This window comes from Paenibacillus pasadenensis DSM 19293 (assembly GCF_000422485.1).
GTDB classification, from domain to species: domain Bacteria; phylum Bacillota; class Bacilli; order Paenibacillales; family Paenibacillaceae; genus Paenibacillus_O; species Paenibacillus_O pasadenensis.
This window is the reverse complement of record NZ_AULW01000030.1, coordinates 74,072-100,161: the sequence shown is the minus strand read 5'-3', so window position 1 is coordinate 100,161 and position 26,090 is coordinate 74,072. Positions and strand designations below refer to the sequence as shown.

Genomic DNA, 26,090 nt, shown 5'->3' with positions numbered 1-26,090 from the left:
AAATCCTTCGGCCGCTTGAGGGCCGAAGGATTTTTTGATTAAACTGGTCGAGCGATGCATCAGCCGATGCTCCATGGGGTGCATCAAGGAATGAACTGCTGCACGATCTTCGTCACGACGCCGTCCTTGACCGTCAGATGATACGGGAAGTCGGCGAGGTCGAGCACGTCGTTCTTGGCATACAGCTTGGCGAACTCGTCGAGAGCGACCGGCTCGTTCCACTGCGTCTCCAGCTCGGCCGGGTCTCCCGTGCGGTCATACAGCTGCATGAGCACGGCTGCATCCGGCGAGATCTCGTACGTAGTCGCCGTCGTATCGTCATTGACGATATAATAGCCGTCCGGAGCGCCGTCCAGGCCGCTGTCCGGCTCATGCTTCAGGAACTGCTCGTCGGCTTCCTTGCCTTCGTACCATTCGATCGGATCGACCGTTATGTACCATTTGCCTTCTTTATGGGTGATGGATTCGATATAGTCGGTTTGGGTGTCGGCCGTCTTTTGCACCGGCTGATAGTCTCCGCCTACGGCATTGGCCGTGGAGATGAAATAGAACAGGATCGAGGCGGTGGCGAGAATGCTGATGAGACTTTTTTTCATGTGGCTCGTCTCCCTTTCGCAAAGCTAGGACTTGTGACAAGAGCTTGACGTTCATTACCCTTGCTCGCAAGGGGTGAATCAGCTGTTGGTACCATTATAAACGGGCCGGCTGCGAGATAAGTTGCAACAAAGTTACAAAACCAGTTACGCTAGTCTACGAAGCCCGATTGACAGCCAAAAAGGAGAATGCCCGCATGAGCCGCAGATGGCTTGCCCTCGTATCCGTCATCGTGATCTACGCCGCCCTGATCTATTATATCGGGTGGAATCTCTCGCTATTCCTCGCCAGCCAAGGCTTGTCGCCGGGAATCGGCATGTGGACGGCCGTCGTGCTCGCGTCCGTCTCGTACTTCCTCGCGATGGCGCTCGTCCGCTTCTGGGGAGCGCTGCCGGCGCGCTTGTTCAAAGCCGCCGCCTCCTACTCCATCGCCGCGCTGGAATACCTCATCCTGCTGCTGCCGCTCGCCGATCTCGGCTGGCTCGCCGCCCGCGCTGCAGGCGTCTCGTTCGACGCTTATGCCGGCGCCGCCGGCTGGACCGTGCTGCTGCTCCTGCTCGTCCTGCTCGCCTGGGGCACGCGCAACGCGTTCAGCCCGATCGTGCGGCGCCACAGCGTGCAGGTGGACAAGCCGATGGCGGATCGGGACAGCGTGACGCTGCTCGTCGCGTCCGACATCCATCTCGGCGACATCGTCGGCAAGCGCCATCTGAGAAAGCTTGTCCGCATCAGCCAGGAGCTGCGGCCGGACTTGATCCTGCTGCCGGGCGACGTGCTCGACGACAGCGTCAAGCCTTTCCTCCATCTGCGCATGGCGGAGGTCATCTCGCAGCTGAAGGCGCCGCTCGGCACGTACGCGGTGCTCGGCAACCACGAATATTATGGCGGAGACATCCCCGCCTACGTCGGGGCGATGAAGCAGGCGGGCATTCCGGTGCTGCAGGACGAATGGATCGATGCGGGAGGCATCGTCATCGCCGGCCGCAAGGACCGCACCGCCGAGTCGCTGCCCGGCGCAGGCCGGCTGCCGACAGCCGAGCTGCTGCGCGATATCGACTCCTCGGCGCCGATCGTGCTGCTGGACCATCAGCCGTACGGCTTCGCCGAAGCGGCCGCGGCCGGCGCGGACGTCCTGCTGTGCGGCCATACGCATCGCGGCCAGTTCGCCCCCAACCATCTCGTCACGCGCCGCCTGTTCGAGCTCGATTGGGGCTACATGCGCAAGTCGCTCACGCATGTGTTCGTCTCCTCCGGCTTCGGCAGCTGGGGACCGCCGGTCCGGCTGTTCAGCCGCAGCGAGGCGCTGCTCATTACGTTGACGTTCCGTTCATCCTGATCGATCATCTTGGTTTGGTCTGACCGCCCGGTTTTACCGAGCGGTTTTTTAAATGCCGTTAAAGGTTTACATAACTATCCTTAGAAAGTAAGCATGCCGCACGGAAGCTTGTCGGGGGAAACGGCAGTTGCTACAATACGGAGGAAAAGATTGGAGGAGCCGCTCATGAACATCTTGAAGGTGAAGGACCGCATGGAGCTGGATCGGCGCGTTCCCTCCATGCCGTGGTATATCGAGAAATTCATCAACTACAAGCTGCCCGACCTCTCCCCCTCCTCGCTGCTCGAATACGTGCGGGACTATGAGGCCTTCCTCGGCTGGCTGATCGCCGAAGGCTTGGCGGAAGGCCCCGCCCTGTCCGATGTAAAGCTCGAGGAGCTCGAGAAGCTGCGCATGGACAGCATCGACGGCTACCGCATGTTCCTGGCGTCCAAGCCGCTGCACGCCAACAGCCGCACGACCGTCTCGCGCAAGCTCAGCTCCCTCCGCTCGCTCTTTCATTATTTGAGCCAGATCGCCGAGGACGAGGACTTCTATCCGCTGCTCAAGCGCAACGTGATGGCCAAGGTCGCGATCAAGCGCACGCATAAGCCCAAGGATACGGCCGCCAAGCTCGAGGGCAAGCTGCTGCAGGAGGAGGAGCTCGACGAATTCCTCCGCTTCGTCAAGTCCGAGTACGGCCAGGATCCCGCGCTCAGCAAGCAGGCGCTGCACGCCTTCGAGAAAAATTCGACGCGCGACTGCTGCATCGTCAGCCTCATCCTCCACTCCGGCCTGCGCGTCTCCGAGGTCGTCAACCTGAACGTCGACGATCTTGATCTCAAAAAAAAGCTCGTCTATGCGTACCGCAAGGGCAGCAACGACGATACGTTCAAGACGCCGGTCTATTTCCGCCAGCAGGCGGTGGAGGACCTGCAGGCCTACCTGCAGCTGCGGGACAGCCGCTACGCCGCTCCCCGCAAGGAGAAGGCGCTGTTCCTCGCCGTCGCCAACGGCAAGACGGAAGGCTCGCGCATGACAAAAAGGGCCATCCAGGAGATGGTCCTCAAGTACGCCAAGCGGTTCGGCAAGCCGTATCTGTCCGTGCACAAGCTGCGGCATTCGTTCGCGACGGATTATTATTTGCGCAACGACCTGTACAAGACGCAGGAGCAGCTCGGTCACGCTTCGCCGGACACGACCCAGATCTATGCCCATCTGACGGACAAGACGATGCAGGAAGCGATCGACCGCGAACGGAACCGGGAAGGCTAGCCTCCCGGTCCCGCCGGATTCGCGGCGAAGCCGCAGCCTGGCGGTCGAACAGCTGCGCCAAAGCCGCAGTTCCTAGCGGTCTAGCAGCTGCGCTGAAGCCGCAGTTCCTAGTGGTCGAACAGCTGAGGCTGCGCGCCTTCTTCGACCGCGTAGTCGAAGTCCTCGATGTCGAATACCTGCACCGGCACCTCCGCCTCGATCAGCCGATCCTGGAACTCGTATTGATCCGACAGGATCGGAATATCGAACTTGGAGGCCGTCAGCAGCAGCTCTGTCTCCACCGGATCGAAATATTCTCCATAATGCGCATTGTCCACCGCGTTCACGACCGTAAACTGGATGCGGTCGTTCAGGATGAGCGGAGAGCTCTCCCTCCACGGCACCGTCAAAGCGCGCTCGATCTTCTTGCGGTTGAGCGAATCCTCGAAAAATAGGATCAGCTCGCCGATCTTGCCCCGCACGAAAGCGTCCTCGGTCGGATCGTCCATGACGGGCTCCGGGCTGTCCTTCATCTCGTATAGCTCCAGAACCGTGGAGTAAGGCAGCACGAAGTCAACCGGCAGGCTCGGAACGAGCAGCTGTCCATAAGTCGCCACCATGACCGCTTCAATCACAAATCTCCGCTGCATTCCAGATCCCCCTCTATAAGCCACATAACCGTGTTAGTGAATCCATTATACATGAAATCCCCTCTGCGCCATAGAGAAAGCCTGCGGTTGCCTCCAAAATCAGGCGAAGGTACAATAGCTAGTACAGCAGGCGCCGGCAAGGCGTCCGAACGGAGGTTGAAGGTACGTTGCAGCAGGAACAAGTCATCATCATCGGCGCCGGACCATGCGGCCTGGCCGCGGCTCTCGAGCTGCGAGCCCGCGGCATCGACGCGCTCATCATCGAAAAAGAGAATCTCGTCCACTCCATTTCCCAGTACCCGACCTACCTGAGCTTCTTCAGCTCCCCGGAGCTGCTGGAGATCGGCGGCGTGCCGTTCACGACCGCGCAGGAGAAGCCGACGCGGCTGGAGGCGCTCAACTACTACCGCACCGTCGCGCTGCGCGGCGGCGTCCGCGTCCACGCCTACGAGAAGGTCGAGTCCGTCGTGCCGCAGCCGGACGGCTTCGCGCTGAGCACGCGGACGAGGCATGGCGAGGAGCGGGCCTACCGCTGCGCGGCGGTCGTCGTCGCCACCGGCTACTTCGATCATCCGAACCGGATCGGCATTCCCGGCGAGGACTTGCCCAAGGTCAGCCACTTTTTCCGCGAAGCCCATCCGTATACCGGCATGGACGTCGCGATCATCGGCGGCAGCAACTCGGCCATCGACGCCGCGCTGGAGCTTGAGCGGGCCGGGGCCAAGGTGACGGTCGTCTACCGCAAGCCGGCTTATTCCCCATCGATCAAGCCGTGGGTGCTGCCCGTGTTCGAGAGCCTCGTCCGCAAAGAGCGAATCCGCATGCTGTTCCACTCCCGCGTCGTCGAGATCGCGCCCGCGAGCATCGTCGTGCAGAGCGAGGACGGCGAGCAGGCCAAGCTGCCGAACGATTTCGTGCTCGCGCTGACCGGCTTCCATCCGGATCGCGACTTCCTCCGCTCCATCGGCGTGGCAATCGAGCCGGAGGGCTATCCATACTTCGACTCCGACACGATGCAGACGAACGTGCCGGGCGTCTACCTCGCCGGCGTCGTCGCCTCTCGGCATGAAGCGAACGAGATCTTCATCGAGACGGGACGCTTCCACGGCGTCAAGATCGCCGATCATCTGCTCGCAAGAGCATGATCGAAGCCAATTCTGGACCGGTCCGCGCTCGCGGCCGGTCTTTTTCGGTTTCGGCCGTCTTTTAGTTAAGAGGATTAATGGTTTACATAATTCGACTTACAAAGGTAACGCCTCCGTAAAATGGCCCTTATCCAAAAGGGCCCTCTGAACCCGGCTTCGTCAAAGCGATTCGAGCCGGGAGGACAAGACCGTCCGCCAGCTGTCGGCCAGCTCCGGCACGACCAGCAGCTCGCGGATCGCCTGCGCGTCCTTCTTGGCCGTGTAGTAGATGCGGTTCGCCTCGGCGACGGTCATGCCGTGCGCGGGGCGATGCTCCAGCGACAGCTCCATGCCGGCTGCGGCCTCTCCTTCTTCGACGACGCGGAAATAATAGCCGGTCCGCCCGCTCTGCTGGACCCATAGCGTCAGCTGCGGCTCCTCATGCCTCAGCCCGAGCTTGAAGCAAGGCTGACGAGGCTGGCTGACCTCCAGCAGCGCCTGTCCGCAGCGATAGCGGTCGCCGATGACGACCGCTTCCTCATCCATCCCGCTCAGCGTCAGGTTCTCGCCGAAAGCTCCCCAGCCGAGCTGCCGCTCCAGCCGCTGCTCCCACTCCGGGTAATGATGTCCGGAATAGGCGCAGACTGCCTTGTCCGGCCCGCCGTGATGCTTGAGGTCGGCTTGTCCGTCCCCATCCGGCCCGGTCCTTCCGAGCCGCACCGCGCCTTCGCTCGGATATTTGAAGATGCCGGTCATGACCGTCTGGCTGCCGTGGCGGACAGCCGCCGGCAAGCCGACATTGACCGAAACGATCTTGCGCTCCTTATGCTCCACCTGCTTCCGCCTCCCTTTCCGGCCCATTATAAAAGAAGCGGGCGCCCTCCGGCAACCCGCCCCCTCTTCTCGACACCGAAAGCCGTCTTTGCGACAGGGCGTGTCGAAACTTTTTTAATCGTGTTGCATTCTGCGCTTCCCCGGGAAATAGTCAGGCCCAACATTTCCCGAGCCTATTGGGGATGGGAGCGCTCCAGCTGCAGCAGCTCCTGGCGGCTCGGCAGGCTGCGGCTGTCCGCCGCTCCTGCGGCGGCAAGCGGCCGTGAAGCGAGCAGCGCCGCCGCGAGCCAGACCAGCGCCGCGGCCAGGGCGGCCGGGCTGATGGCGGCCGCGGCCGCCGCGACAACGGCCAGGACGGCGGCCGCTGTCCAGCGCAGCAGCCCGCGCGCGGGCCCGGGCGACCAGAGCGGAGCCAGCGCCGGATGCTCCTGCCCCCGACGCAGCCGCAGCAGGCCGGAGAGCGGAAGCAGCAGCGCTCCATGATGCAGCATGACGCCGAGCGCGAGCAGGAAGGCCGTCTGCGCGCCGCCGGAAGCCGGCAGCAGCGCCGAGCCTGCGGCAAGCGCCGCTGCCGCCAGGACGGCCAGCATGGCGGCTCCGTCGTAGGTGCGCCGCTTGACGGCAACCCGCGCGAGCCGGGCCAGGGCGGGATGGCTGCTGTCGCGGGCGAGCGCGCCGGCAAGCCTCGTCGAGGCGAACAGCAGCGAGAGCGAGCCGCCCAGCAGGCTGACCGCGACCAGCGCGTCAAGCGCCAGCACCGCGCCCGGCGAGCTCGCAATGGCCGAGCTGACGGGGTGGAGCCACGCGCCGGCTGCGCCGCCGAGCGGCCGGGACGCGGCGTACATGGCGGCCAGCGCCAGCAGCACGTAGCCGCCCGTGTATAGATAAGCCGCCGACTGGAACTGTCCCCAGGGCAGGCGCATCCGCGGCTCCACCGTCTCCTCGGCCGCGGCTTCCGCCGCTCCGCCGGACAGGAACAGCCTCCACAGCAGCAGCGCGCCGAGCGCCCAGTCGGCGTTCAGCGGAACGGCGCCCGTCCCCGCGCCTTGACCGAGCGGCGGCAAGATCGACGGCAGCGAGTAGTTCGGCCACAGCGCCCCGGCGAGCAGCGCCAGCAGCAGCAGGCAGCAGCCGATCTGGACGGCGGCGACCGCCCGCTGCACGAAGCCGAAGCAGCCGTTGCCGGCCAGGCAAACGAGTCCTTGCAGCGCCAGCGCGAACGCCAGCGCGACTGCCGCGACCGCGGCGGCTGATCCGCCGAGCCAGCCCTGCCAGGACTGGCCGAGCCAGCGGGCCGCCTCCAGGCTCATCCAGGCCGCGAGCGCCCACTGGCCGCCGAGCCGCAGCAAGCCGCTCGCTCTGCCGGCCGCCTTCCCGGCCAGCCATTCGGCCGCGTGGGACGTTCCTTTGGCCGTCGGCACGGCGGACATCAGCTCCGCCGACACCGCATGCACGGCCAGCGCACCCAGGCCGAGCAGCGGCCAGGCCCACAGGATAAGCCCGCCGGCCGCCCCCGGTCCGGCGACATGCAGGAACAGCGCTCCGCCGCCGAGCAGCGCCATCGCGTTGAACGGCAGCGCGAACGCGGCGAACGGCCCGAACGCCCTTTTCAGCCGCTGCGCATATCCGTATCGGTTCAGCTCGCTCTTGTCCTGCATGAACTGGATGTAGGCCGCGTACTTCGTCAGCGACTGGTATCCGCCGAGCTGGCGCCGCCGCTCCGCCGCCGCGAACACGGCAAGCCATGCCAGCGCCGCCGCTCCGTACATGCCGAATCCGATCCAGATCCACATGCCCTCGTCCCCCTTCGCTCCCTTAATCGTTGACGTCCATGACGCCGAGCGGACCGTCCTCGCGGATCAGGTCGGTCAGGTCGTAGACGGAAATCGGAAAATAAGGAAAACCGAACACGTAAGGGGTGATCTCGTACACGCTGAACCAGATGACGAGCGCGCGGTCGGCGATGTAGTAATCCTGGTCGGGCCGGATGCCCTCGAACGGCTGCAGCGTCTGGATGTCCCGCTGCTTGATCTGGCGCGCCACCAGCTCCGACAGCCGCTTGCGGTAGTCGGAGCCCGGCTTGAACAGCCCGGACAGCGGAATCGGCTTGCCTTCGTCGTTCAGGAAGGTGAGCGAGCGCTGCAGCGTCAGGCCGTGCGCTCCGCCGGTATAGGCGTAGTTGAAGAGCGAGAGGCTGAGCACGCCCTTCTGGTTGTTCTTGAGCTCGTAAAAGCCGAGCATCTCGGAGCGGGGATCGTCCAGCGAGCCCTGCTCCTCCATCAGCATCCGCGCCGCCGAGCGGATCGAGCCGTTGATCGCGGCTGTCGCCTCCTCCTCGCCTGCGATCGAGACGACCGGCAGCAGCAGCTCGGTCTTGGGCCTGACGACGCGGCTCGTGTGTACGGAAGCCGGTTGCACGAACGGCATGATTCTCCACCTGCCATATCCATAGAATCGATCATTCCGATTGTATGAAGGGAGGGCGGAAAATCATGCCGCTTGGTCAAAGCAAGTTCTTTTCGCGCTCGGTCAGCCTGCGGCCGTTCACCTGCAGCGCGACTTTGCCGCTGTTCAGCCCGATGATGCGGTCGGCGTAGCGCTCGGCCCAGTCGCCCTGATGGAGCACGGCGATCACGATCAGCCCCTGCTCCTTGCACAGCCGCTTGAGATCGCCGAGCACCTTCTCCGCCGCGTGAGGGTCGAGTCCGGACACCGGCTCGTCCGCGAGCAGCACCTTGGCGCCGTGGACGAGCGCTCGGGCGATGGCGACGCGCTGCCGCTCGCCGCCGCTCAGCTTGTCCGCCTTGCTGTGGGCTTTGTCGAGCAGGCCGAGCTTCTCGATCGTGTCCATCGCGCCCATGTAGTCGTCGCTGCGGACCATGCCGGTCAGCCGCCGGAAGACGGATGCCTGCGCCGCCGAGCCGACGAGCACGTTCTTGAGCGCGGTGCGGCCGGGATGAAGCGACGGCTTCTCCTCGATCAGCGCGACCTGGCGGCGGATCCGATAGCGGCCCGACCAGGTCGTCGGCACTTCCTTGCCGTCCAGCTTGTACGTTCCGGAGGTCCAGCTTTCGTGAAGCGCGAGGCATTTGAGCAGCATCGACTTCCCGCTGCCGCTCGCTCCCTTGATGGCGATGAATTCCCCGTCGTCCGCCCGGAAGCTGATGTCGTCGAGCACGGTCGGGCCGGCGGGCAACTGTTTCTTGAGATGGGCGATATGGATCATGGCGCTGCTGCACTCCTTCTGGCGGTCCGGCATGAATTCGCTGCCGGCCTGCAATCGTTGTCATCCTTATTCCACCAGTGTACGGGATTGAAAAAACACTTTCCACGCGAACAAATGTTTGCTATAATCAAAACAGGAACAAACGTTCCTCCATTCCTTGATCTGGAGCGTGATCGAGATGAATTGCAACCACCTTCGATTTGTCGAACGCCACCGCCCCTTCCGCGATCTGACCTTCAAATTCTACGATGACGGCCGGCTGACGATTATCGACAACGGCTCCCGTTCCTCCGTGACTCCTTCGGAGCTCAAGGGCGAGAGCCGCGATTTCTATGTCCGGCAGCGCATCGCCTTCATCAAGAAGAATCTCGCCGCCAAGACGCAGCGATACGCATAGATCGGCTGCGGCGCCGACGCGACCGTTTGACGGATGTTCCCCGGTGCAGTAGATTGGAGTCAAAAGCTTGACTGCTCCAGTCAGACCAGAAGGGACAACGACCGCTTATGGCCAAGCCTACGCCGCAGACCATCCTGTTCGATCTGGATGACACGCTCATCCACTGCAACAAATATTTCAATCTGGTCATCGACCAGTTCGTCGACGCCATGCTGACCTGGTTTCACGCCTATCCCGAGCTGACGGAGGCTGTCATCCGCCGCAAGCAGCAGGAGATCGACATCGCCGGCGTCCATGCGATCGGCTTCAAGAGCGACCATTTCCCGCAATCCTTCCTGGACACCTACATCGACTTGTCCCGACTTACCGGACGCGAGGAAGGCTCCGATGAGATCGACCTGCTGTGGAGCATGGGACAGAGCGTCTACGAGCAAGAGGCGGAGCCCTACCCCGATATGGAGAGCACGCTCGAGGAGCTGGCCGAGGCCGGCCATCGGCTGCATCTGTATACGGGCGGCGAGCCGCTGATCCAGCAGCGCAAGGTCGATCGGCTCGGCCTGCAGCGGTATTTCGGAGACCGGATCTATATCCGCCAGCACAAAAATACCGCCGCGCTGGAGGACATCCTCCGCTCGGGCGGATTCGACCGCTCCCAGACGTGGATGGTCGGCAATTCCATCCGCACCGACGTCGTGCCGGCGCTTTCGACCGGCATCCATGCGATCCACGTGGAGCCGTTCACCGAGTGGGAGTACAATATCGTGACGATCGATGTCGAGCCCCAAGGGGCGTTCCTGCAGCTGAAGCATCTGCGGGATGTTCCGCAGGGCATCGCCTCGTACCGCGGCCGAATTTCCTAACAGCCTGAACCAAAAAGCGAAGGGCATGAGAGGTTCCGGATTTCCGGTCCTTCTCATGCCCTTCGCTTTTGTCCTTTTTTGACTGCGGCGCCGCGGCTCATTTGCGCAAGCCCGTGAAGACGATCATCGCGTGCAGCGGCTTCCAGATCTGACGGCTCATACGGCCTCTATAATCGGAATTGTTCGCTTTCGGCGTCAGCTCGTTCACGGCGTTAAACAGCCTTCTGTGGGTGGCGGAGCTTCGATGATGGCGCTGGATCTCCATCTCATGTCGATAAATCGTTTCGTACATCGGTTCATATCTCCTCGCGGGCTGGATTGGATTCGTTCTTTGTTCTTCTTTTTGCCCTGAACCAAGTATCTCATGACATAACAGGAACAAAAAGTGTACAATTAAATCCGAATGCTTCCTCTTTTTCAGGAAAGAAAACGCTGCCCTTGGCCCGCATCGCTTGTCCCGGATGCGATGAGCCAAAAAAAGGAGAAAGGAACTGTCATGCTTAGCGCCGAGAGGTATTTGCTGCTGCTCGACCATTACCGCGTCATGGACCCCGATACGATCGTCGAGGTGTCGCTCGAGGAGCTGGCCGAGCTGTTCCACTGCACCGAGCGCAACGTCAAGCTGATCATCCGCAAGCTGGAGGAGGAGAACTGGCTGCGCTGGCATGCCGGCCGCGGCCGCGGCGTCCGCTCGCGCATCGAGTTCCTCATGAGCCGCGAGCAGTTCCTGCTCGATACGGCCAAGCAGATGGCCGGCAACGGCGATTATCAGAAGGCGTTCAGACTGATGAAGCATCATGGCGACCGGACCGCGGCCCGAGACCGCTTCGTCGACTTCCTGAACGGCCACTTCGGCTCCGACCGGATCGCCGAGGGCCTCTTGGACCAGCGGGACATCTTCCGGCTGCCGGTCTATCGGCCCCCCGTGTCGCTCGATCCCGCCCGGATGTTCTTTTCGTTCGACTCCCATCTGATCCATCAGATTTTCGACCGCCTGCTCAACTTCGACGCGCGCGAGGGCAAGCTGCTCCCCTCCCTCGCCCATCACTGGGAATGCAGCGACGATGCGCGCGTCTGGGTGTTCCATCTGCGCAAAGGGATCCGTTTCCACCACGGCACGGAGATGACCTCCGAGGATGTATGCTTCACGCTCAACCGGCTGGCGGACGGCCAGCCGAACCGGTTCCTGCTGGAGACGATGATCGCCGCCGTGCCGCTCGACAACCGGACGGTCCGGCTGTCGCTGCGCCAGCCGAACCGGCTGCTGCCGCGGCTGCTCTGCTCCGCGGTCGCCTCCATCCTGCCGGCCGATCTCGTGCGGGAGGATCCGGAGCGCTTCTGGCAGCTGCCTTCCGGCACCGGGCCGTTCCGGCTTGCCCGCTGGACGCCGGAGCGGATCGACCTGTCGGTGCATGAGCATTATTTCCAAGGACGCGCTTATCTCGACGAAGTGCAGATCGCCGTCATGCCGGAGGACATCCCGACCGAGACGCGGCAAAAATGGGGCCAGATCATGGCGAGCGACAGCCGCCTGACCGTCCGGCCCGAGCAGAAATGGGGCCAGATCCGCACGCTCAACAAAGGGTGCAGCCTGATCTCGTGGAACCGGAGGAAGTCCGGTCCGCAGCGCTCCGTCGTCTTCCGGCAGGCGGTCGAGCTGGCCGTCGACCGCTGGGGACTCAGCCGCGCGGTCGGGGACGCCTGCCGGCCAGCCCACAGCTACATGCCGGCGATGCCCGATTTTCCGATCCTGGAACGGTACGAGCCGGAGACGGCGAGACGCCTCCTGGAGGAGCATGGCTACGACGGGAGCCCGATCGTCCTGCTCACCAGCCCCGCCTACCGGAGCGAAGCGTACTGGCTGCAGGAGCGCCTGGCCGAAATCGGCATTCCGCTCGAGCTGCGCTTCGAGTCCCATTCGTCGATCTACCCTCCCGAGCTCGTCATGGAGGCCGATTGCATCCTGCAAAATCTCGTCATCGCCGAGGACGAGGTGTGCGAGCTGGAAAACTACCTGCAGGACTCCAGCTACATGCGCCAGCATATGGATGAATCGCTGCTGCACTGGGTCAGGCGCAACCTCGATCATCTGTTCTCCGCCGAGCTGCCGGAACAGCGAAAAGCGCTGCTTCGGCAAATCGAGCAGCGCTTGCTGAACGAGCATCAGATCCTGCCCCTCATCCACCGGGCGATGAACACGTACGTGCATCCTTCCGTCCGCGGCATCGACATCAACAAGCTTGGATGGATGGATTTCAAGGATGTGTGGCTCGTGTCGGAAGCTCAGGAGCGCTCCAGGGAAAGCCTCGTCTCTCCGGTGTAGGGAGGCGCCAGCTCGAGACGGCCCTTGCGGCTTTGTCCGTCCTCGCCCTTGAACGCCAGCACGCCCGTTTTGCCTTTGGCGAGCAGCGCGCCGAGCATCGTCACGCTCAGCTTCTTGCCGTGCTGCTCCTTCCAGACGACGAAGCGGCAGCCTTCCCGGAAGCGCGAGCAGCCGTAGCCGCGGCTGCCTTCGATGACGGCTCCGCCGCAAAGAGGGCAGGCGCCAAGCGCCTGTCGCTCCCGCACGCCCGACAAGACATCGGAGGCGGAAGGCTGTCCGGAGCTCGCCGCCGAGGCGCGCAGGGCGCTCGTCCCCGGCCGCTGCTTGCCCGCCGCTGCGGCAGCGGGACCGGCGCCGGCGCTCGCCCCCGATCGCTTGGCCGGAGCGGCGCCGGCTCTCGTCCCCTCCCGCTTGGCTGGGGCGGCCGGCGAGCTTGAGCCGGCTCCGGACCTGCGGCCGGACGGACCTGCCGCCGCCGAAGCCGGCTGCGAGCGGCCGCCGGCCGCTCGGGCAGCGCCTTTGCGTCCGCCTTTGCGCTCGGGCTCTTGGAAGGTGCCCGCCGGGGCGGGCGGCTGCTGCCGCACCTTGTCGACGATGGAGCGGGCGAACAGCTTGACTTTGTCCATGAACGCCTCGTCCGAGGCTTCTCCGCGCGCGATCTGCACGAGCCTCCGCTCCCACTGTCCGGTCATGACCGGCGAGGCGAGCAGCTCGACTCCCGCTCCGCGGATGAGCTCGATCGCGGAGGCGCCCTTCGGCTCGATCTCCAGCTTCTTGCCTGCCGTCCGGATGTAGCCGACCTGCTTGAGCCGCTCGATCGTAGCGGCGCGCGTCGCCGGCGTGCCGAGGCCGCTGTCCTTCATCGTCTCCCGCAGCTCCTCGTCCTCCATCGCCTTGCCGGCGCTCTCCATCGCCTTGAGCAGCGTGCCCTCCGTGTAGGGCTTGGGCGGCTGCGTCGCCTTCTCCTCCGCCTTGGCGGACTTGCAGCGCGACGGCGCCTCGGGATCGACGGCGAACTCGCCGTCCGTGAGCGTCTCCTCGTCCGCTTCGTCCTCGGCCGCTCCTTTGGAGCGGCTTTTTTTCTTGTCGCCCGGCTCCGCCTCGGCTTGGGTCACCTTCCAGCCCGGGTCGAGCAGCTGCTTGACCCGCGTCCGGAACGTCTCCTCCTCCACGACGGTCATGACCGTATGGTTGCGGTAGACGGCAGGTCCGTAATAATGGGACAAGAACCGGCGCACGATAAGATCGTAAATCTTCTTCTCGTCCGCGCTCAGCGAGCCGGGACGCTTGGGCGTCGGCAGGATGGCATGATGATCCTCGACCTTGGCCGGGTTGCAGACGGCCTTGTTCCCTTTATGTACCTTCCCGCGGTCCGCTCCGGCGGCAAGCTCGCCGTATTCGGTTCCTCGCAGCATGTCGAGCGCCTTGGCCATGACGGGGATCGTCTCTTCCGTGACATAGTTGGAGCTCGTCCGCGGATAGGTGATGACTTTATGCTTCTCGTACAGCGCCTGCGCCACGTCGAGCGTCTTTTTGGCGGGGAAGCCGTAGCGGCCGTTCGCCTCTCGCTGCAGCAGCGTCAGGTCATGCAGGCGGAACGGATACTCCTTGGACTCCGCCTTCTCGTAGCTGGCGATCGTTCCGGTCTTGCCCTTGACCTTGTCCGCGATCGCGGCGGCCTTGGCTCCGTCCGTCAGGCGATCCCCCTGCCAGATTCCTTTGTACTTGGCCCCCGGCTGCTCGAACGACGCCTCGATCCGGTAGTACGTCTCCGGACGGAACGCCTCGATCTCCCGGTGGCGGTCATACAGCAGCGCGAGCACGGGCGTCTGCACCCGGCCTACGGTCAGCAGCGCGCGATGGCGGATCGTGAACGCGCGCGAGGCGTTCATCCCGATCAGCCAGTCCGCCTCGCTGCGCGCCTGGGCGGCCCGCGTCAGCGGCGCATATTTGTCGTCGCTCGCGAGCTGCTCGAAGCCGCGGCGGATCGTCTCCGGCGTCAGATCGGAGATCCAGAGCCGGTCGACCGGCTGCGTCAGCTTGAGATGGCGGCGGATGAAATGGAAGATCAGCTGGCCTTCCCGCCCGGCATCGCAAGCATTGACGATCCGGCCGCATTTGCGCGCGAGCTCGCCGATCACCTTGAGCTGGTCCTTCGTCCGCGGGTTCGGGGACAGCTTGAACACGTCCGGAATGATCGGCAGGTCGCTGTCCTTCCATTTTTTGTAGCGCGGGTCGTAGTCGTCGGGCTCGGCGAGACCGACGAGATGACCGATAGCCCAAGTGACGACGAACCGCTCGCCCTCGAGATGAGTGCGGCGGTTTTGCGCCTTGGGCTCCATGACGGCCGCGATGTTGCGGCCCATATCGGGTTTTTCGGCGATGATCAGCGTCTTCAGCTGCACCGGCTCCTCTCCGTCGGCGAAAGAGGCTCCATACGCCAGCCCGGCCGCGGGCCATCCGTCAGGCCGCGATCTCCTCCAGCATGTCCAGGATGCTCTGGACGCCCTTGGACCAGTTTTTGTCCTCCGCATACTTGCGGTTGATCCAGACGATCGCGTCGCGGTCCTCGGGACGGTTTTTGCTGAGGTTGACGACCGTTTTGGCTGCGATCATGGACGATTCCTCGATCGTCGTATTGAAGTTCTGCCAGCTGTAATGCACATTGAACGGATTGTTGGCCATCTGCTTGGCCCGCTTATGGTCGTCGGGCACGAAGCTCTGTTCCTGTCCCGTTATGGCGAACAGCAGCAAGGGATGAATATTGTAATGGCGCGCCGCGTCGAGAATCGCGTCCATGTAGCGCGATCCGGCCAGCATCGAGGAGCGGCTCTCCAAAAAGCGCTGCAGCGCGGCCTCGTCGATATCGGCATATTGCAGCGATTGCGGAAGATCGTTGTCCATCCTCGGGCTTGGCTCGGCTGCCGGGGCCGCGGCGGGCTCGGCCGCCGCATGCTTCGGCTGCGCCGCCTGGGAGGCCGCCTCCGGCTGCTCCAGCGCAGCCGCCGACACGACCGCCATGCCCGCCGTTTCGGAACGGTCATGGAGCAGCGACACGACGTACACGAGCATGCCTCCCATGATCATGACGCATCCAATGGCAGCCGTCAAGATGCGCATGCTCGGCATTCCGGCGAGCCAGGACGACCCGGCCCGCTGCTCCTCCATCGGTTCGGACGCACCCGGCGAGGAGGCGTCCAGCTCCTTGGCGATGCGGCCCAGCAGCGCCTCGCTTTCGCGCTCCGAGCGCACAGGCTTGACCAGACGCAGCACGCGCTGCAGCTCCCGGTCCTCGACCGTGACGTCCAGCTTGCGCTCGATCCATTCGCGCAGCGGCCGGACGATCCGCTGGTCGCGGATGTCGAGCTCCAGACAGGCTTCGACGACATCGTCGCGGCGGACGAAGCCTTTCTGGACGAGCTTGCGGCGCACGAGCCGAGAAGCCAGCTCTTTTTTGATGCCCTCTGCGAAGTCGGGCAGCTGATGGAAGATGACGCGGCGGATCGCTTCCGCGACCAGCTCGCTTTTTTCGTTCTGGGGCTTCCCCGGATATTTATCGTCGATAAAGGTTCTGATATGGCGGATATCCGAAGGAGTAACAATCGCGGCGCCTTCTGGCATGTTCACGTGACATCTCTCCTTAATATGAATGAGGTTCAAAAGACAATAGGCCGATTGTACCATAATTCATAGAAAGAGAGCCGAAAAAGGTTTTGGACATATCGCCGCTTCTCTCCTGCATGCCCAGCATTCTCCACCGACCGTTCGGATATGCCGCGACACCGGATCGCCGCTGCGTACGCGAGCGGACGGCAAAAAAAGCAGCGTCGCTCTCCGTAGAAAGCGACGCTGCTCGGAAGCTTCAAGCTCCGGTCGAGCCGGATGTTCCAAAAGCGGCGAGCAGAAACCGGTACGCCGCGTACGTCCAAACGCCGAAGTCATGCTTGCCGCCCGGCACGATCTCGCGCAGCAGCGAGCCTAGCCGCTCGCCCGCCGCTTCCTCCAGCCCGTCGAGCGCCTCCTCGAAGCTCGACTGGACGAGCAGGTCCTCGTCGCCGCATACGAGCATAAGCTGGCGGACCGCGAACCCTGCGGCGCGGATGCTCGCCCCGAGCCTCTGCCCGCCGCTTGACGTAGGCGCATTGGAAAAAGCGCCGACAGCCGAGAACAGGTCGGTCATGCCCGGAGCCGGCACGGTCGGCACGAGTCCGTTGCCGTAGCGGCTCGCGCCGCCTGCGAATACGGCCGAATCGTGGCGGAAGCCGCCGAGCCCGAGATTGAGCGCCTGCATCCCGCCCATGGACAGGCCGGCCAGCGCGCGATGGCTCCGTCCGCCCTGCCCGTCACCGCCCGGCACGCCGCTTGCCGCCGCGGCTTTGGTCCGGTAGCGGGCGTCGATGAAGGGGATCAGGTCATGCCGAAGCTCATAGTCGAAATAATAAAAGCCGAGCATGTTGGTCCCCTCCGTGTTGAAGGAGCGGTCTGTCCAATCGACCGCGCTGCGTCCGTTGGGAAAGACGACGATCGTCGGCGGGATATCTCCTGCCGCGATCAGACGGTCGAGAATCGCGGCGAGCAGCGGACGCCCGCCTGTTTGGCCGCTGCCGTCCAGCCACTCGCGATGGTCGCCGCCTACGCCATGCAGCAAATAGAGGACGTCGCAGCGGGCGTCCGCAGGCGCTGCTTCATAACCCGCGGGCAAATAGAGGCTGCAGCGCTTGCGGATCGGCTTTCCGCGCACGACCTCCCTGCCGGCTTCCGCCGGATCGACGAGGCTGGAGGAGACGAGCTGGCGGTCCGCATTAATGTAATGGTGCGCATCATAATCGATCTCCTGGATCGAGCCCTGCCGATCCGCCGGCAGCGGCTGCGTCAGCCCGTCCGGCACACCCGGCCGCTGCCCGTCCGGCCGCTCCCGGCCGCTCGCTTCCATCCGCCTACGACCAGTCGATTCCATGGGCCTCCAGCTCCTTTTTGAGCGCGCGGCTGGCGATGACGAACCGCTCCGCTCCGCTCTTTCCTTCCCACTCTCCACGGGCCGGCAGATGAGGCTCGAGCGACAGGAAGCCGGCATAGCCTTGCCCGCACAGCCGGGCGAGCAGCTCGCTCCACTGGCCGTCGCCTTCGCCGACAGGCGTCACCTGCCCGCTGCCCATCACGGCGTCTTTGACATGCACATAAGCGATATAGCCGCTCAGCAGCGGGTAGGCGTCGTCCATCGGCCTGACGCCGCATTGCACGAAGTTCGCCGGATCGAACGCGGCCCGCAGGCGGTCCGAAGCGGCGCTCTCCAGCAGCTCGAGGCAGCGCTCCGCGGTGTCGCCGTAAATATGGCTTTCATTTTCATGCACCATCACGACGCCGGCCGACTCGGCCAGCTCGGCCAGCCGCTTCATCCGGCGCAGCGCCTCCTCGCGATGCTGCTCATGCTCTCCCTTCGGAATATAGAAGGAAAAGATGCGGACAAACGGAGCCTCGAAAAACCGCGCCAGCTCGACCGCGCGCCGAGCCCGCTGAACATGCGGCTCGAACGCCTCCCCGATGCCGATCTTGCCGAGCGGGGAGCCGATCGAGGACACGCCGAACCGTCGCTGCTGCAGCCGCTTCTTCACTCGCTCCGCTTCCTCGTCCGTCAGATCCAGCACGTTTTTGCCCAGAACCCCGCGCAGCTCGAGATAGCGGATCGATTCCGACTCCAGCACGTCCAGCTGCTCCTCCAAATCCGATGAGATCTCATCGGCGAATCCGGTCAACGTCATCCTTGCGATGTTCATCGCCCCCAGTCTACTTTTTCCAAACCTCGTTGATGGCGGCCTGGAACGGCTCCTTGTACTTCTCGATCGCCGTCGATACGGATACGCCCTGCATCAGCTCGTCGACGAACTCATAGTACGGCATGCTCGGATAACCGTCCTTGCCGTCGACGACATTGATGCTTTCGCCGGCGATCTTCGCGTTGTTGATGTCGTCCTCGCTGCTGAACCAGGTTTCGAGCGAGGATTGCTTCGGATAGTCGTAGACGGAGTCGATGTCGTTCATCTTTTCATAGAGGTAGACCAGCTGCTCGGGATGCTCGACTCCGCTCGGGATCGTCAAGTAGTTCGGAATCGTCAGATGCGAATGGTACGCGGTCGCGCTCGGCCCTTTCGGGAACGGCAGGAAGCCGATGTCGTCCGTCATGTCCTTCTTGAAGCCGTCCATCTCATAGTCGGCGCCGGCGACCATCAGCGTATTGCCCTGGCGGAAAAACTGACCCGGCTCGGTCCAGTCCCCGCCCTCGGTCGGACGCGGGACCTTCTCCGTCACAAGCTTCGAGATGAAGTCGAAGGTTTCCTTCGATTTCGGATCCTCGAGGTTCTGCTTGTCGTCGATGACCAGGTTCGCCTCGTTCGCCGCCAGCGCCTGAATGACCATCGAGGCGCTGGCCAGCCCCCATGTATCCAGCTTTCCGTCATTGTTCGTGTCCTTGTTGCCTTGCTTGGCGACGTCGATGAACGTGTCCCAGTTCCAGTTGTCCTCGTCAACGTATTCTTGCAGCGGCTTGAGGCCGAGCTTGTTCATGAGCGTGCGGTTGTAGAAAATGCCTCCGGCGGCGCCCGCGCCTCCCGCCCGGAAGCCGTAGCCTCTGCCCTCGAAGCTCGAATACACATTCGTGTATTGCGGGAGGAACACGCTTTCATTTTTCGTGTACTCGTCGACCGGCGTGAACAGCTCCTGCTGCACCAGCGTCGGAATCATCCATGGCCTGGCCACGCGGACGATGTCGCCGATCGGCTCGCCGGCGAGCAGCGACGCCGTCACTTTATTCGAATATTCGCCGTAATCGACCGTCACATATTCGATCTTGAAATTGTGCTTGGCCATCAGCTCGTCGAGCTTCTTCTTGCGCTCGATATTGTCCGGATTGTCTTCCTTGATCGACTCGTCGTACCACGACGCCCACTTGATCGTGCGGCCGCCCATGTCGAAGTCCATCTCGGCCGTGCCGGACGGCTCCTCGGCCGCGGCATTTTCCGCCGGCCCGCTTGGCGCCGGACTCGCAGCCGGCGCATTCGTGGCTCCGCCTGCCTGGCCGCCGTTTCCATTGCCCGAGCCGCTGCTGCAGGCGGACATGAGCGCGAGCAGCAGGCAGCTCGCAGACAGCATCATCTTGCGATTGTAATTGTTGACCATGAACAATCCCCCTTTTGAATCGGCTGCATCTCCGATGCAGCGCTTTCAATACCCCTTGCGAAGACAGCTTTTCTTCATTTTTCGGGTCAGATTTCATTCTTTTAGGTTGGCTTCCAGCCTATTCAAGCCTTGGGGCGCCGTCTATGTTCCGGAAGGCAGCGTCCGGGAAGCCTGCACGTTCAAGGTAACGCCGATGCATGCCTATCCGTTACACTTTTTTGGGCCGCGCCGCATCATGCCATTCACCTCCCCTTCAAGCCGGTGACCCGCAATGCCGTCACGCCGGAAATTCTCGGCTACGTCCGCGACTTCAACCAGGAACGGCCTGGCGCCGGCATCAGCCATCAGCCGCCGTCCGCCCGCTGACCTTGCGATAGCGGAAATAATCCAGGTCGGCGAAGCCTCCCGCATGCTCGGTCGCATAGCAGAACAGCCCGAAGCGGTAGCCCATGAAATGATGGAGCGTATACGCCATCTCCAGCGGCGGGCCAAGCCGCTCCCATGCCGCTCCATCCTCCGAATAGAAAAATTCCGCGATATCCTCTCCCTCCTCGAAGCGGCAGTCAAGCCGCAGGAAGATGCAGTCCTTGGCGTAAGGACGGCTCTCCCGCACAAGCTCCCCTCCGTCCTCGCCCTTCACTGCCATGACGACGCTTCGTTTCCCGTCCGCCTCCGCCCGCAGGCCGATCAGGCCGAACTGCGACGACAGTGCGGCCAGTCCCGCCCGATCGCCGGGCAGCAGGCCGGCGGCGTCGAGCAGCACGCTCGCGCTGCAGGCCGGTCCTTCGGTCCGCTGCGTCAGCGTATTGCGGGCGTATTCGACGCTGCTGGCGAGCATGCCGGTCCGCAGCCGCAAATAGCCCGGCCGCTCGGTCACCGACCAGAGCCGCGGATCGGGATTATGGTTCCATTGCCAGAAAAGTCCGAGCCGGTCCGAGCCGTAGTCGAACTCGTCGCTTGCGGCAAGCGGCTGCGGCGCCGATGCGGGCAGCCCCGTCGCATAGGACAGCGGCGCCTTGGCATCGACGCCGAAGACCGGCCAGTCGTCCTCCCAGGTCACCGGCACGACGCACGGAACGCGGCCGACCGCGCCATGATCCTGGAACAGCACGGCATGCCAGCCGCCAAGGCCGTCGTCCACGATGCCGCCTTGGGCGACGCCGTTGTTGCGATAGCCGAGATCGTCGTCCAGCAGCTCGCGCCGCTCGTACGGTCCGAGCAGCCGCTGCGAGCGGTAGACGAGCTGGCGGCGCCGGCGATTTCCCGTGCGCGGCCATTCGATGAAGAACAGGTAATAGAAGCCGTTCCTCTGGAAAGCATGGCAGCCCTCGCAGCACAGCCCGATGCCCTCGGTCTCCGTCGCGAGCAGCAGCCGGTCGACGCCTCCCGGCAGCCGCGCCGTCGCATCGGCCGTCAGCTCCGTGATGCGGATGTCGCCGTTGCCGTGGATGACATAGACGCGCCCGTCGTCGAACAGCAGGCTCGGATCATGCAGCAGGCCGGGCATGACATGGCGCTCCCACGGACCGCGCTCGATGTCGCGCGTCCGGTACATGTAGAAGCGGTCCATGTCGTTGCTGGAAAAGCAGACATGGAACCAGCCGCCATGCTGCCTGAGGCAAGCCGCCCAGGAGCCTTTTCCGTAGATGCCCCGGCCGTCCTGCAGGCGATGGGCCTCGTTGTCCTCAAGCGTATCGTAGACGTAGCCGATCAGCTCCCAGTCCCGCAGGTTGACGGACTTCAGGATCGGACAGCCGGGCATCGAGTGCATGCTCGTGCTGACCATGTAAAAGGCGGAGCCGACGCGGATGACGCACGGATCCGGCACATCGGCCCACACAATCGGATTCGAGATGACTGCGCTCATAAGGATGCCTCCACGAAAATCGAATTCAACAAGCCGTCGATGCGCCGCGCTAGCCGACGATGCCGGTCCGCTCGATGCTCTCGACGAAGTAGCGCTGCACGAACAGATAAAGGACGATGAGCGGCAGGATCGCCAGCAGGATGCCCGTATCCTGGACCATGCTCAGATAGAACGGATCCGCCTGCGAAGCATCCCCGTCCTGCAGGAAGATGGCCAGGTTGTAGGGCAGCGACGAGAGCTGCGTCGACAAGACCTTGCTCGAGGTCAGGTAGGTCGTCGTGAAGAAGCTGTCGTTCCACTGCCAGACGAACGAGAACAGCGTGACGGTGACGATGGACGGGACGGCGTTCGGCAGCATGATGCGCAGGAACGTCTGCACGACGCCCGCGCCGTCGATGTAGGCCGCTTCCTCGACCTCCTTGGGCACGCCTCGGAAAAATTGCCGGAAAATGAAGATGTACAGGCCGGCCTTCAACGAATTCGCCGTGATGCTCGTCAGGATGAACGGCCAATACGTGTTGAGCAGATTGACCGACTTCCCGGTCAGCAGCGGGATGATGCCCATCAGCGTGAAGTCCTTCAGATTGAGGTAGATCGGAATCAGGATCGTCGTTGGCGGCACCATGATCGTCAGGATGACGCCGGCGAACAGCAGGCCGCTGCCCTTGAACTTGAGCCGGGCGAAGCCGTAGCCGGCCAGCGCGCACGAGGCTGCGGTCAGCACCGTCGTCAGCAGCGACAGCGAGAAGGTGTTGAGCAGCGTATGCCAGTAATCCATGATCGAGATGGCCTGCTTGAAGTTGTTCCAGGAATAGGTTTCGGGTATCCACACGACGATCGGCGAATACAAGTCTTTTTTGTCCTTGATCGCGGTCGAGATCTTTTGAAGGATCGGATACAGGATGACGAACGACAGGCCGACGATGAGCGTCAGCCGGACGATGGACCATGACCAGCGCTTCCAGCTTTCCAGCGAAAACAAGCGGGCGGTTGTCACTTGGCTCTCACTCCCCTACTCTTGATAGAAGACCCGCTTGGAGACGATGTAGACGCTGAGCAGCAGAATGAGCAGGATCGAGGCGAAGTAGATCCATGCCATCGCCGAGCTCAGGCCGAAGTTGAAGGTCGTGAAGCCGGTCTCGCGGATCAGGTCGGTCATATTGTTCCTGGCGAAGGAGTCGATGATCGTATAGACCAGGTTCACCAGGATGAGCGGGCTGACCATCGGAAACGTAATCTTCCAGAACGCTTCGTAGCCCGTCGCGCCCTCCATCTTGGACGCCTCGTACAGCTGCGGCGAGATCGACTGGATGCCGGCGAGAAAGATCAGGATCTGCACGCCCGACTGGCTGACGATCTCATAGATGCGCCCGACCGCTTCCGTCAAATAAAGGACGATCGTCTCGTTGACGCCCGAGCGCATCATCAGCCGCGCGAGCTCGTAGGCTCCGAACGAGTTCATCAGTCCTCCGGACCCGGCCGCCTGATCGTTGACCGCCTGCACGAGGCTGCTCGACTCCAGCGTCATGATGACGCCGGACGACAGGATGACCGGCAGGAAGAAGATCGAGCGCGCGATCGACCGGCCGAGGAACTTCTGGTTCAGCAGGACGGCCAGGAACAGGCTGAAGATGATGATGAGCGGCACGTTGACGACCATGTTCACGATCGACTCCGTCAGGATGCGGTTGAAGCTCGTATGGACGGTCAGCGCGTTGACATAGTTGGCGAAGCCGGCATAGGTGACGATGATGCCCTTGGAGTTGGCCTCGATCGTGCTGAGGCTGTAGCGGAACGACGTCAGGAACGGCAGCAGGAAGAAAAAGATGAATCCGAGCAGCCAGGGAAGCACGAACAGAAACCCCCACATCGCCTTTTGCTGCGCATAGGAACGCGTCCTCCATCCGATCCTCATGCCTGTCCGCCCCCTGTCGCATAGCTTCGCGCCTCGATCGTCCTGCCTTCGGCCTGCACCGGATGCGCGTTGTAGTTCACGATGACGGCCAGGCCGCTGCCGTACTCCGTCCGATATACGCCGTCCGCCAGCTTTTCATGGCCGACGATCGGGCTTTGGCCGGCCGGCCCGAGCGCCTCGTTCACTTCCTTGTACATCGCGGCGGCCTTGTCGAGCCACATGCCGTAGTTGACCGCGTACAGCCGGTGATAGTCACTGTCCTTGACGCTGCTGTTCGGCGCATAGATCCACTCGAACGATACGCCCGCGCCGTACTCGATGCAGCGCAGCACATACAGGCGGTCATCCGTGTACGAGGACAGGTTGAACGGCCGGCCGGCGTAGCGGACCGAGCCGCGCACGACCATCTGGTAGAACGGAATCTCCTCGTCCTCCAGCTTGAAGCTGCTGTTGCCCATCGGCGCATGCGTCACGTCGGTCAAATACGGCAGCGCGTAAACGTTGCCTCCCTCGCCCATCATGCTCAGTCCGCGCTCCCGGAATTGCTGCAGCGCATCCAGCGAATAGTGCTCCGACTCGGTGCGGTCGATCTGATCCCGCTTGCGGTAATCGCTGTTCAGCTGGCTGGCCAGATCGGTCAGCGCGACGCCTCCGGCTCCGCTGTCCTTCAGGCTGTCGGCAAGCGTGCCCGCATAGCTCGGCGCGAACCGAGGCGAGACGACGTAGGACGGCTCCTGAGTGCGGTCGCGCCGATTCAGCGCGAGGTCGAGCGGATAGACGCGGGCCGGCACCGCGCGCAGCGTCCGGGCGGCGTCATCCGACTCGTCGAAGCCTTTGGTCGTGCGGGCGACAAGCAGCGCGGCGGCCGGATACAGCTCGATCCCCTTGGCCTTGGCGAAGGCCGCGAAGCTCTCCAGTCCCTTGGCTCCGCCGACGGCCCGGTCGACCGAAACGCTCGACGGCACCTTATGGTCGAGACCGCCGTTGAACCAGCCGTCGTACTTCAGCCTGATCGAGCTGATGCGGCGCTCCTGCAGCCGCTCCACGATGTCCTCCGCCTGCTTGAACGTCGTCAGCGGCACCTGCGCCTCATAAGGAATGCCGAGGAGATGCTTCTTCTTGGAGATGCTGCCGACCAGCTGCAGGTAGAACGGCATGTCCTCGGCCTTCGCTTCGGCCGGCTTCGCCAGCGCGCCGCCGTCCAGCAGATAGCTGCGGTAATACCGCGCCATGCCTTCATAGGAGGCGTCCTCGCCGCTCAAAAAGACGTACCGCACCTTGAAGTCGCTTTTCATCGGCGCTTCCTGGAATTTCGGCAGCGAGCGCTGCTGTCCGTTCGCGTCGAGCGTCACTTCTCCCTTGTTGATCACATAGAAGCTCGGATAGACGTTGTTGTAGCTGTTCAGCCGTCCGCTTACGTCCGCCTTGACGGCCGCGGCCGCAGCGCCTTCCTCGATGATGCCGAGGAACGCCCCTTTCTCCTTGATCAGGCCGAATACCGGCAGGCGGACCGGCTGCTCGCGGGCGTCGTCCTCGATCCGGTCCATCGTCTGATCCGAGCCGTACACCATCTGCTGGTATGCCGGGTATTTGGCCTTTCCGTTGTTGAAATGGATCAGCGAGCCGGAGCCGTCCGGCACGAAGATCGAGCCCTGCTCCCGGGCGCTCCCCGCTCCGAAAAAGCTCAGCACGGAAATCGTATTCACCGGATAGGCCGCCGGAAACTGGATCTCGCCGACCGGCACATGCACGAGCAGCGAGCCCTCCTCCAGCGTATAGTTCACCGTCGCCTGGAAGACGCGCGGCGCGGCCTTCTCCTGCGTGAAGCCCAGCTCGGCCATGTCCTGCTCGAGCAGCTCCGGCGTATAGCCGGCCGTCTCCAGCGCCTGCAGCGCGCGCGTGAGCTGCAGGCCGTTCAAGGCGTCGTCGTTCCGTTCGAACACCGCCGTCTCCTTGTTTTCCGTATAGGCGATCTTCAGGGCGCGCTTGCCGGTATTGTCCAGCTTGGCGCTCAGCTCCTCCATCCGCTTGGCGCTCAGCCGCAGCGGCACGTCCTCCGCTGTTTTCTGAGCGGTGCCGAACTGGTAGGTGACGCTGACGCCGCCGTCGATCTTCTCCATCCGGAGCTGCTTGTGCTTGACGCTGTCCGTGAACGAGTTGATCGAGCTGATCTGGCCGAAGCTGTTGTAGAAATCAAGCTGCAGCTGCGAAGACAGCAGCTCCTTGTTGATGCCGGAGGCGAGCGGATCGGCGTCCGCCTCGGCCGGATTGCTGCGCCAGATCTCTCCCGACGCCTGATCGAGGACGGCGATCTCGCCCGTCTCGTCGTTCGCCAGCAGGCGCAGCCTGCCGTTCTCGGCGACGCCCTTCATCCCGCTCAGCCGGCTGTCGGCGAAGGACGCCTGCAGCGGCTTGCCCTTCGCGAACGCCTCCACAGCCGGCGCTTCCTGCCCCGCTCCGGCATCCGCGCCTTCGCCGGAGCAGCCTGCCGCCAGCAGGGCGGCCGCGATCGCGCCGGCAAGCAGCGCTTTTTGGATCTTGCTCATGTCCACCCCTCC

22 protein-coding genes are annotated in these 26,090 nt (G+C 63.4%); 5 read left to right on the top strand and 17 right to left on the bottom strand.

Going from position 1 to position 26,090, the window contains the following annotated elements; genetic code table 11:
- Window positions 1–83: 83 nt before the first annotated feature.
- Window positions 84–596 (bottom strand): hypothetical protein, encoded by a 513-nt coding sequence (locus tag H582_RS0105370; protein WP_043110953.1) that lies wholly within the window; start codon window positions 594–596, stop codon window positions 84–86.
- Window positions 597–790: 194 nt separating this feature from the next.
- Between H582_RS0105370 and H582_RS0105365 the strand changes: the two genes are divergently transcribed.
- Window positions 791–1,930 carry a metallophosphoesterase gene (locus H582_RS0105365; RefSeq protein WP_028597709.1) on the top strand — a complete coding sequence of 380 codons (1,140 nt, stop codon included), beginning with the start codon at window positions 791–793 and terminating at the stop codon, window positions 1,928–1,930.
- Between the two features lie 165 nt (window positions 1,931–2,095).
- On the top strand, window positions 2,096–3,184 hold the full coding sequence (gene xerS, locus H582_RS0105360) for a tyrosine recombinase XerS (protein ID WP_028597708.1): 1,089 nt from the start codon (window positions 2,096–2,098) through the stop codon (window positions 3,182–3,184).
- Window positions 3,185–3,291: 107 nt separating this feature from the next.
- On the opposite strand, the gene H582_RS0105355 is transcribed toward xerS, so the two are convergent.
- Window positions 3,292–3,813, bottom strand: coding sequence for a hypothetical protein (locus tag H582_RS0105355; protein WP_028597707.1), 522 nt, complete (start codon window positions 3,811–3,813; stop codon window positions 3,292–3,294).
- Window positions 3,814–3,980: 167 nt separating this feature from the next.
- Between H582_RS0105355 and H582_RS0105350 the strand changes: the two genes are divergently transcribed.
- Complete coding sequence (locus H582_RS0105350) at window positions 3,981–4,958, top strand: YpdA family putative bacillithiol disulfide reductase (RefSeq protein ID WP_028597706.1); 978 nt, start codon at window positions 3,981–3,983, stop codon at window positions 4,956–4,958.
- Between the two features lie 159 nt (window positions 4,959–5,117).
- Here the strand turns inward: H582_RS0105350 and H582_RS0105345 are convergent, their stop codons facing one another.
- From H582_RS0105345 to H582_RS31600, 5 genes are all read right to left on the bottom strand, one after another.
- On the bottom strand, window positions 5,118–5,771 hold the full coding sequence (locus H582_RS0105345; RefSeq protein WP_028597705.1) for an MOSC domain-containing protein: 654 nt from the start codon (window positions 5,769–5,771) through the stop codon (window positions 5,118–5,120).
- A gap of 173 nt (window positions 5,772–5,944) precedes the next feature.
- Window positions 5,945–7,564 (bottom strand): amino acid permease, encoded by a 1,620-nt coding sequence (locus H582_RS26105; protein ID WP_043110952.1) that lies wholly within the window; start codon window positions 7,562–7,564, stop codon window positions 5,945–5,947.
- Between the two features lie 22 nt (window positions 7,565–7,586).
- On the bottom strand, window positions 7,587–8,198 hold the full coding sequence (locus H582_RS0105330) for a DUF3298 and DUF4163 domain-containing protein (protein ID WP_028597703.1): 612 nt from the start codon (window positions 8,196–8,198) through the stop codon (window positions 7,587–7,589).
- Between the two features lie 76 nt (window positions 8,199–8,274).
- Window positions 8,275–8,997 carry a phosphonate ABC transporter ATP-binding protein gene (locus tag H582_RS0105325; RefSeq protein WP_028597702.1) on the bottom strand — a complete coding sequence of 241 codons (723 nt, stop codon included), beginning with the start codon at window positions 8,995–8,997 and terminating at the stop codon, window positions 8,275–8,277.
- Between the two features lie 127 nt (window positions 8,998–9,124).
- Window positions 9,125–9,457: a hypothetical protein gene (locus tag H582_RS31600; protein WP_153783556.1), complete on the bottom strand. Its 333-nt coding sequence runs from the start codon at window positions 9,455–9,457 to the stop codon at window positions 9,125–9,127.
- A gap of 44 nt (window positions 9,458–9,501) precedes the next feature.
- Here H582_RS31600 and H582_RS0105315 point away from each other — a divergent pair, with 44 nt between their 5' ends.
- On the top strand, window positions 9,502–10,254 hold the full coding sequence (locus H582_RS0105315; protein ID WP_028597700.1) for an HAD family hydrolase: 753 nt from the start codon (window positions 9,502–9,504) through the stop codon (window positions 10,252–10,254).
- 97 nt (window positions 10,255–10,351) lie between these two features.
- On the opposite strand, the gene H582_RS0105310 is transcribed toward H582_RS0105315, so the two are convergent.
- On the bottom strand, window positions 10,352–10,546 hold the full coding sequence (locus tag H582_RS0105310; protein WP_028597699.1) for a hypothetical protein: 195 nt from the start codon (window positions 10,544–10,546) through the stop codon (window positions 10,352–10,354).
- A gap of 204 nt (window positions 10,547–10,750) precedes the next feature.
- Between H582_RS0105310 and H582_RS26100 the strand changes: the two genes are divergently transcribed.
- Window positions 10,751–12,577 carry an ABC transporter substrate-binding protein gene (locus tag H582_RS26100; protein ID WP_052332988.1) on the top strand — a complete coding sequence of 609 codons (1,827 nt, stop codon included), beginning with the start codon at window positions 10,751–10,753 and terminating at the stop codon, window positions 12,575–12,577.
- Here the strand turns inward: H582_RS26100 and H582_RS0105300 are convergent.
- From H582_RS0105300 to H582_RS0105260, 9 genes are all read right to left on the bottom strand, one after another.
- A complete protein-coding gene (locus tag H582_RS0105300; protein ID WP_028597698.1) occupies window positions 12,538–14,976 on the bottom strand; it encodes a type IA DNA topoisomerase in 2,439 nt (812 codons plus the stop codon). The two genes, H582_RS26100 and H582_RS0105300, sit on opposite strands and share 40 nt — an antisense overlap.
- A 64-nt stretch (window positions 14,977–15,040) precedes the next feature.
- Window positions 15,041–16,204 (bottom strand): glucosaminidase domain-containing protein, encoded by a 1,164-nt coding sequence (locus H582_RS29815; protein ID WP_052332987.1) that lies wholly within the window; start codon window positions 16,202–16,204, stop codon window positions 15,041–15,043.
- A 235-nt stretch (window positions 16,205–16,439) separates the two neighbouring features.
- A complete protein-coding gene (locus tag H582_RS0105290; RefSeq protein WP_240478943.1) occupies window positions 16,440–17,534 on the bottom strand; it encodes an alpha/beta hydrolase in 1,095 nt (364 codons plus the stop codon).
- Window positions 17,515–18,351 carry a sugar phosphate isomerase/epimerase family protein gene (locus H582_RS0105285; RefSeq protein WP_240478942.1) on the bottom strand — a complete coding sequence of 279 codons (837 nt, stop codon included), beginning with the start codon at window positions 18,349–18,351 and terminating at the stop codon, window positions 17,515–17,517. The genes H582_RS0105290 and H582_RS0105285 overlap by 20 nt, the downstream gene beginning before the upstream one ends.
- A gap of 10 nt (window positions 18,352–18,361) precedes the next feature.
- On the bottom strand, window positions 18,362–19,750 hold the full coding sequence (locus tag H582_RS0105280; RefSeq protein WP_028597695.1) for an ABC transporter substrate-binding protein: 1,389 nt from the start codon (window positions 19,748–19,750) through the stop codon (window positions 18,362–18,364).
- A 337-nt stretch (window positions 19,751–20,087) separates the two neighbouring features.
- On the bottom strand, window positions 20,088–21,617 hold the full coding sequence (locus H582_RS0105275) for a glycoside hydrolase family 43 protein (RefSeq protein ID WP_028597694.1): 1,530 nt from the start codon (window positions 21,615–21,617) through the stop codon (window positions 20,088–20,090).
- A gap of 49 nt (window positions 21,618–21,666) precedes the next feature.
- Complete coding sequence (locus H582_RS0105270; RefSeq protein ID WP_028597693.1) at window positions 21,667–22,614, bottom strand: carbohydrate ABC transporter permease; 948 nt, start codon at window positions 22,612–22,614, stop codon at window positions 21,667–21,669.
- A gap of 15 nt (window positions 22,615–22,629) precedes the next feature.
- Window positions 22,630–23,532 carry a carbohydrate ABC transporter permease gene (locus H582_RS0105265; protein WP_028597692.1) on the bottom strand — a complete coding sequence of 301 codons (903 nt, stop codon included), beginning with the start codon at window positions 23,530–23,532 and terminating at the stop codon, window positions 22,630–22,632.
- Window positions 23,529–26,078: a DUF5696 domain-containing protein gene (locus H582_RS0105260; RefSeq protein WP_028597691.1), complete on the bottom strand. Its 2,550-nt coding sequence runs from the start codon at window positions 26,076–26,078 to the stop codon at window positions 23,529–23,531. Before H582_RS0105260 ends, H582_RS0105265 begins: the two co-directional genes overlap by 4 nt.
- Between the last annotated feature and the right edge of the window lie 12 nt (window positions 26,079–26,090).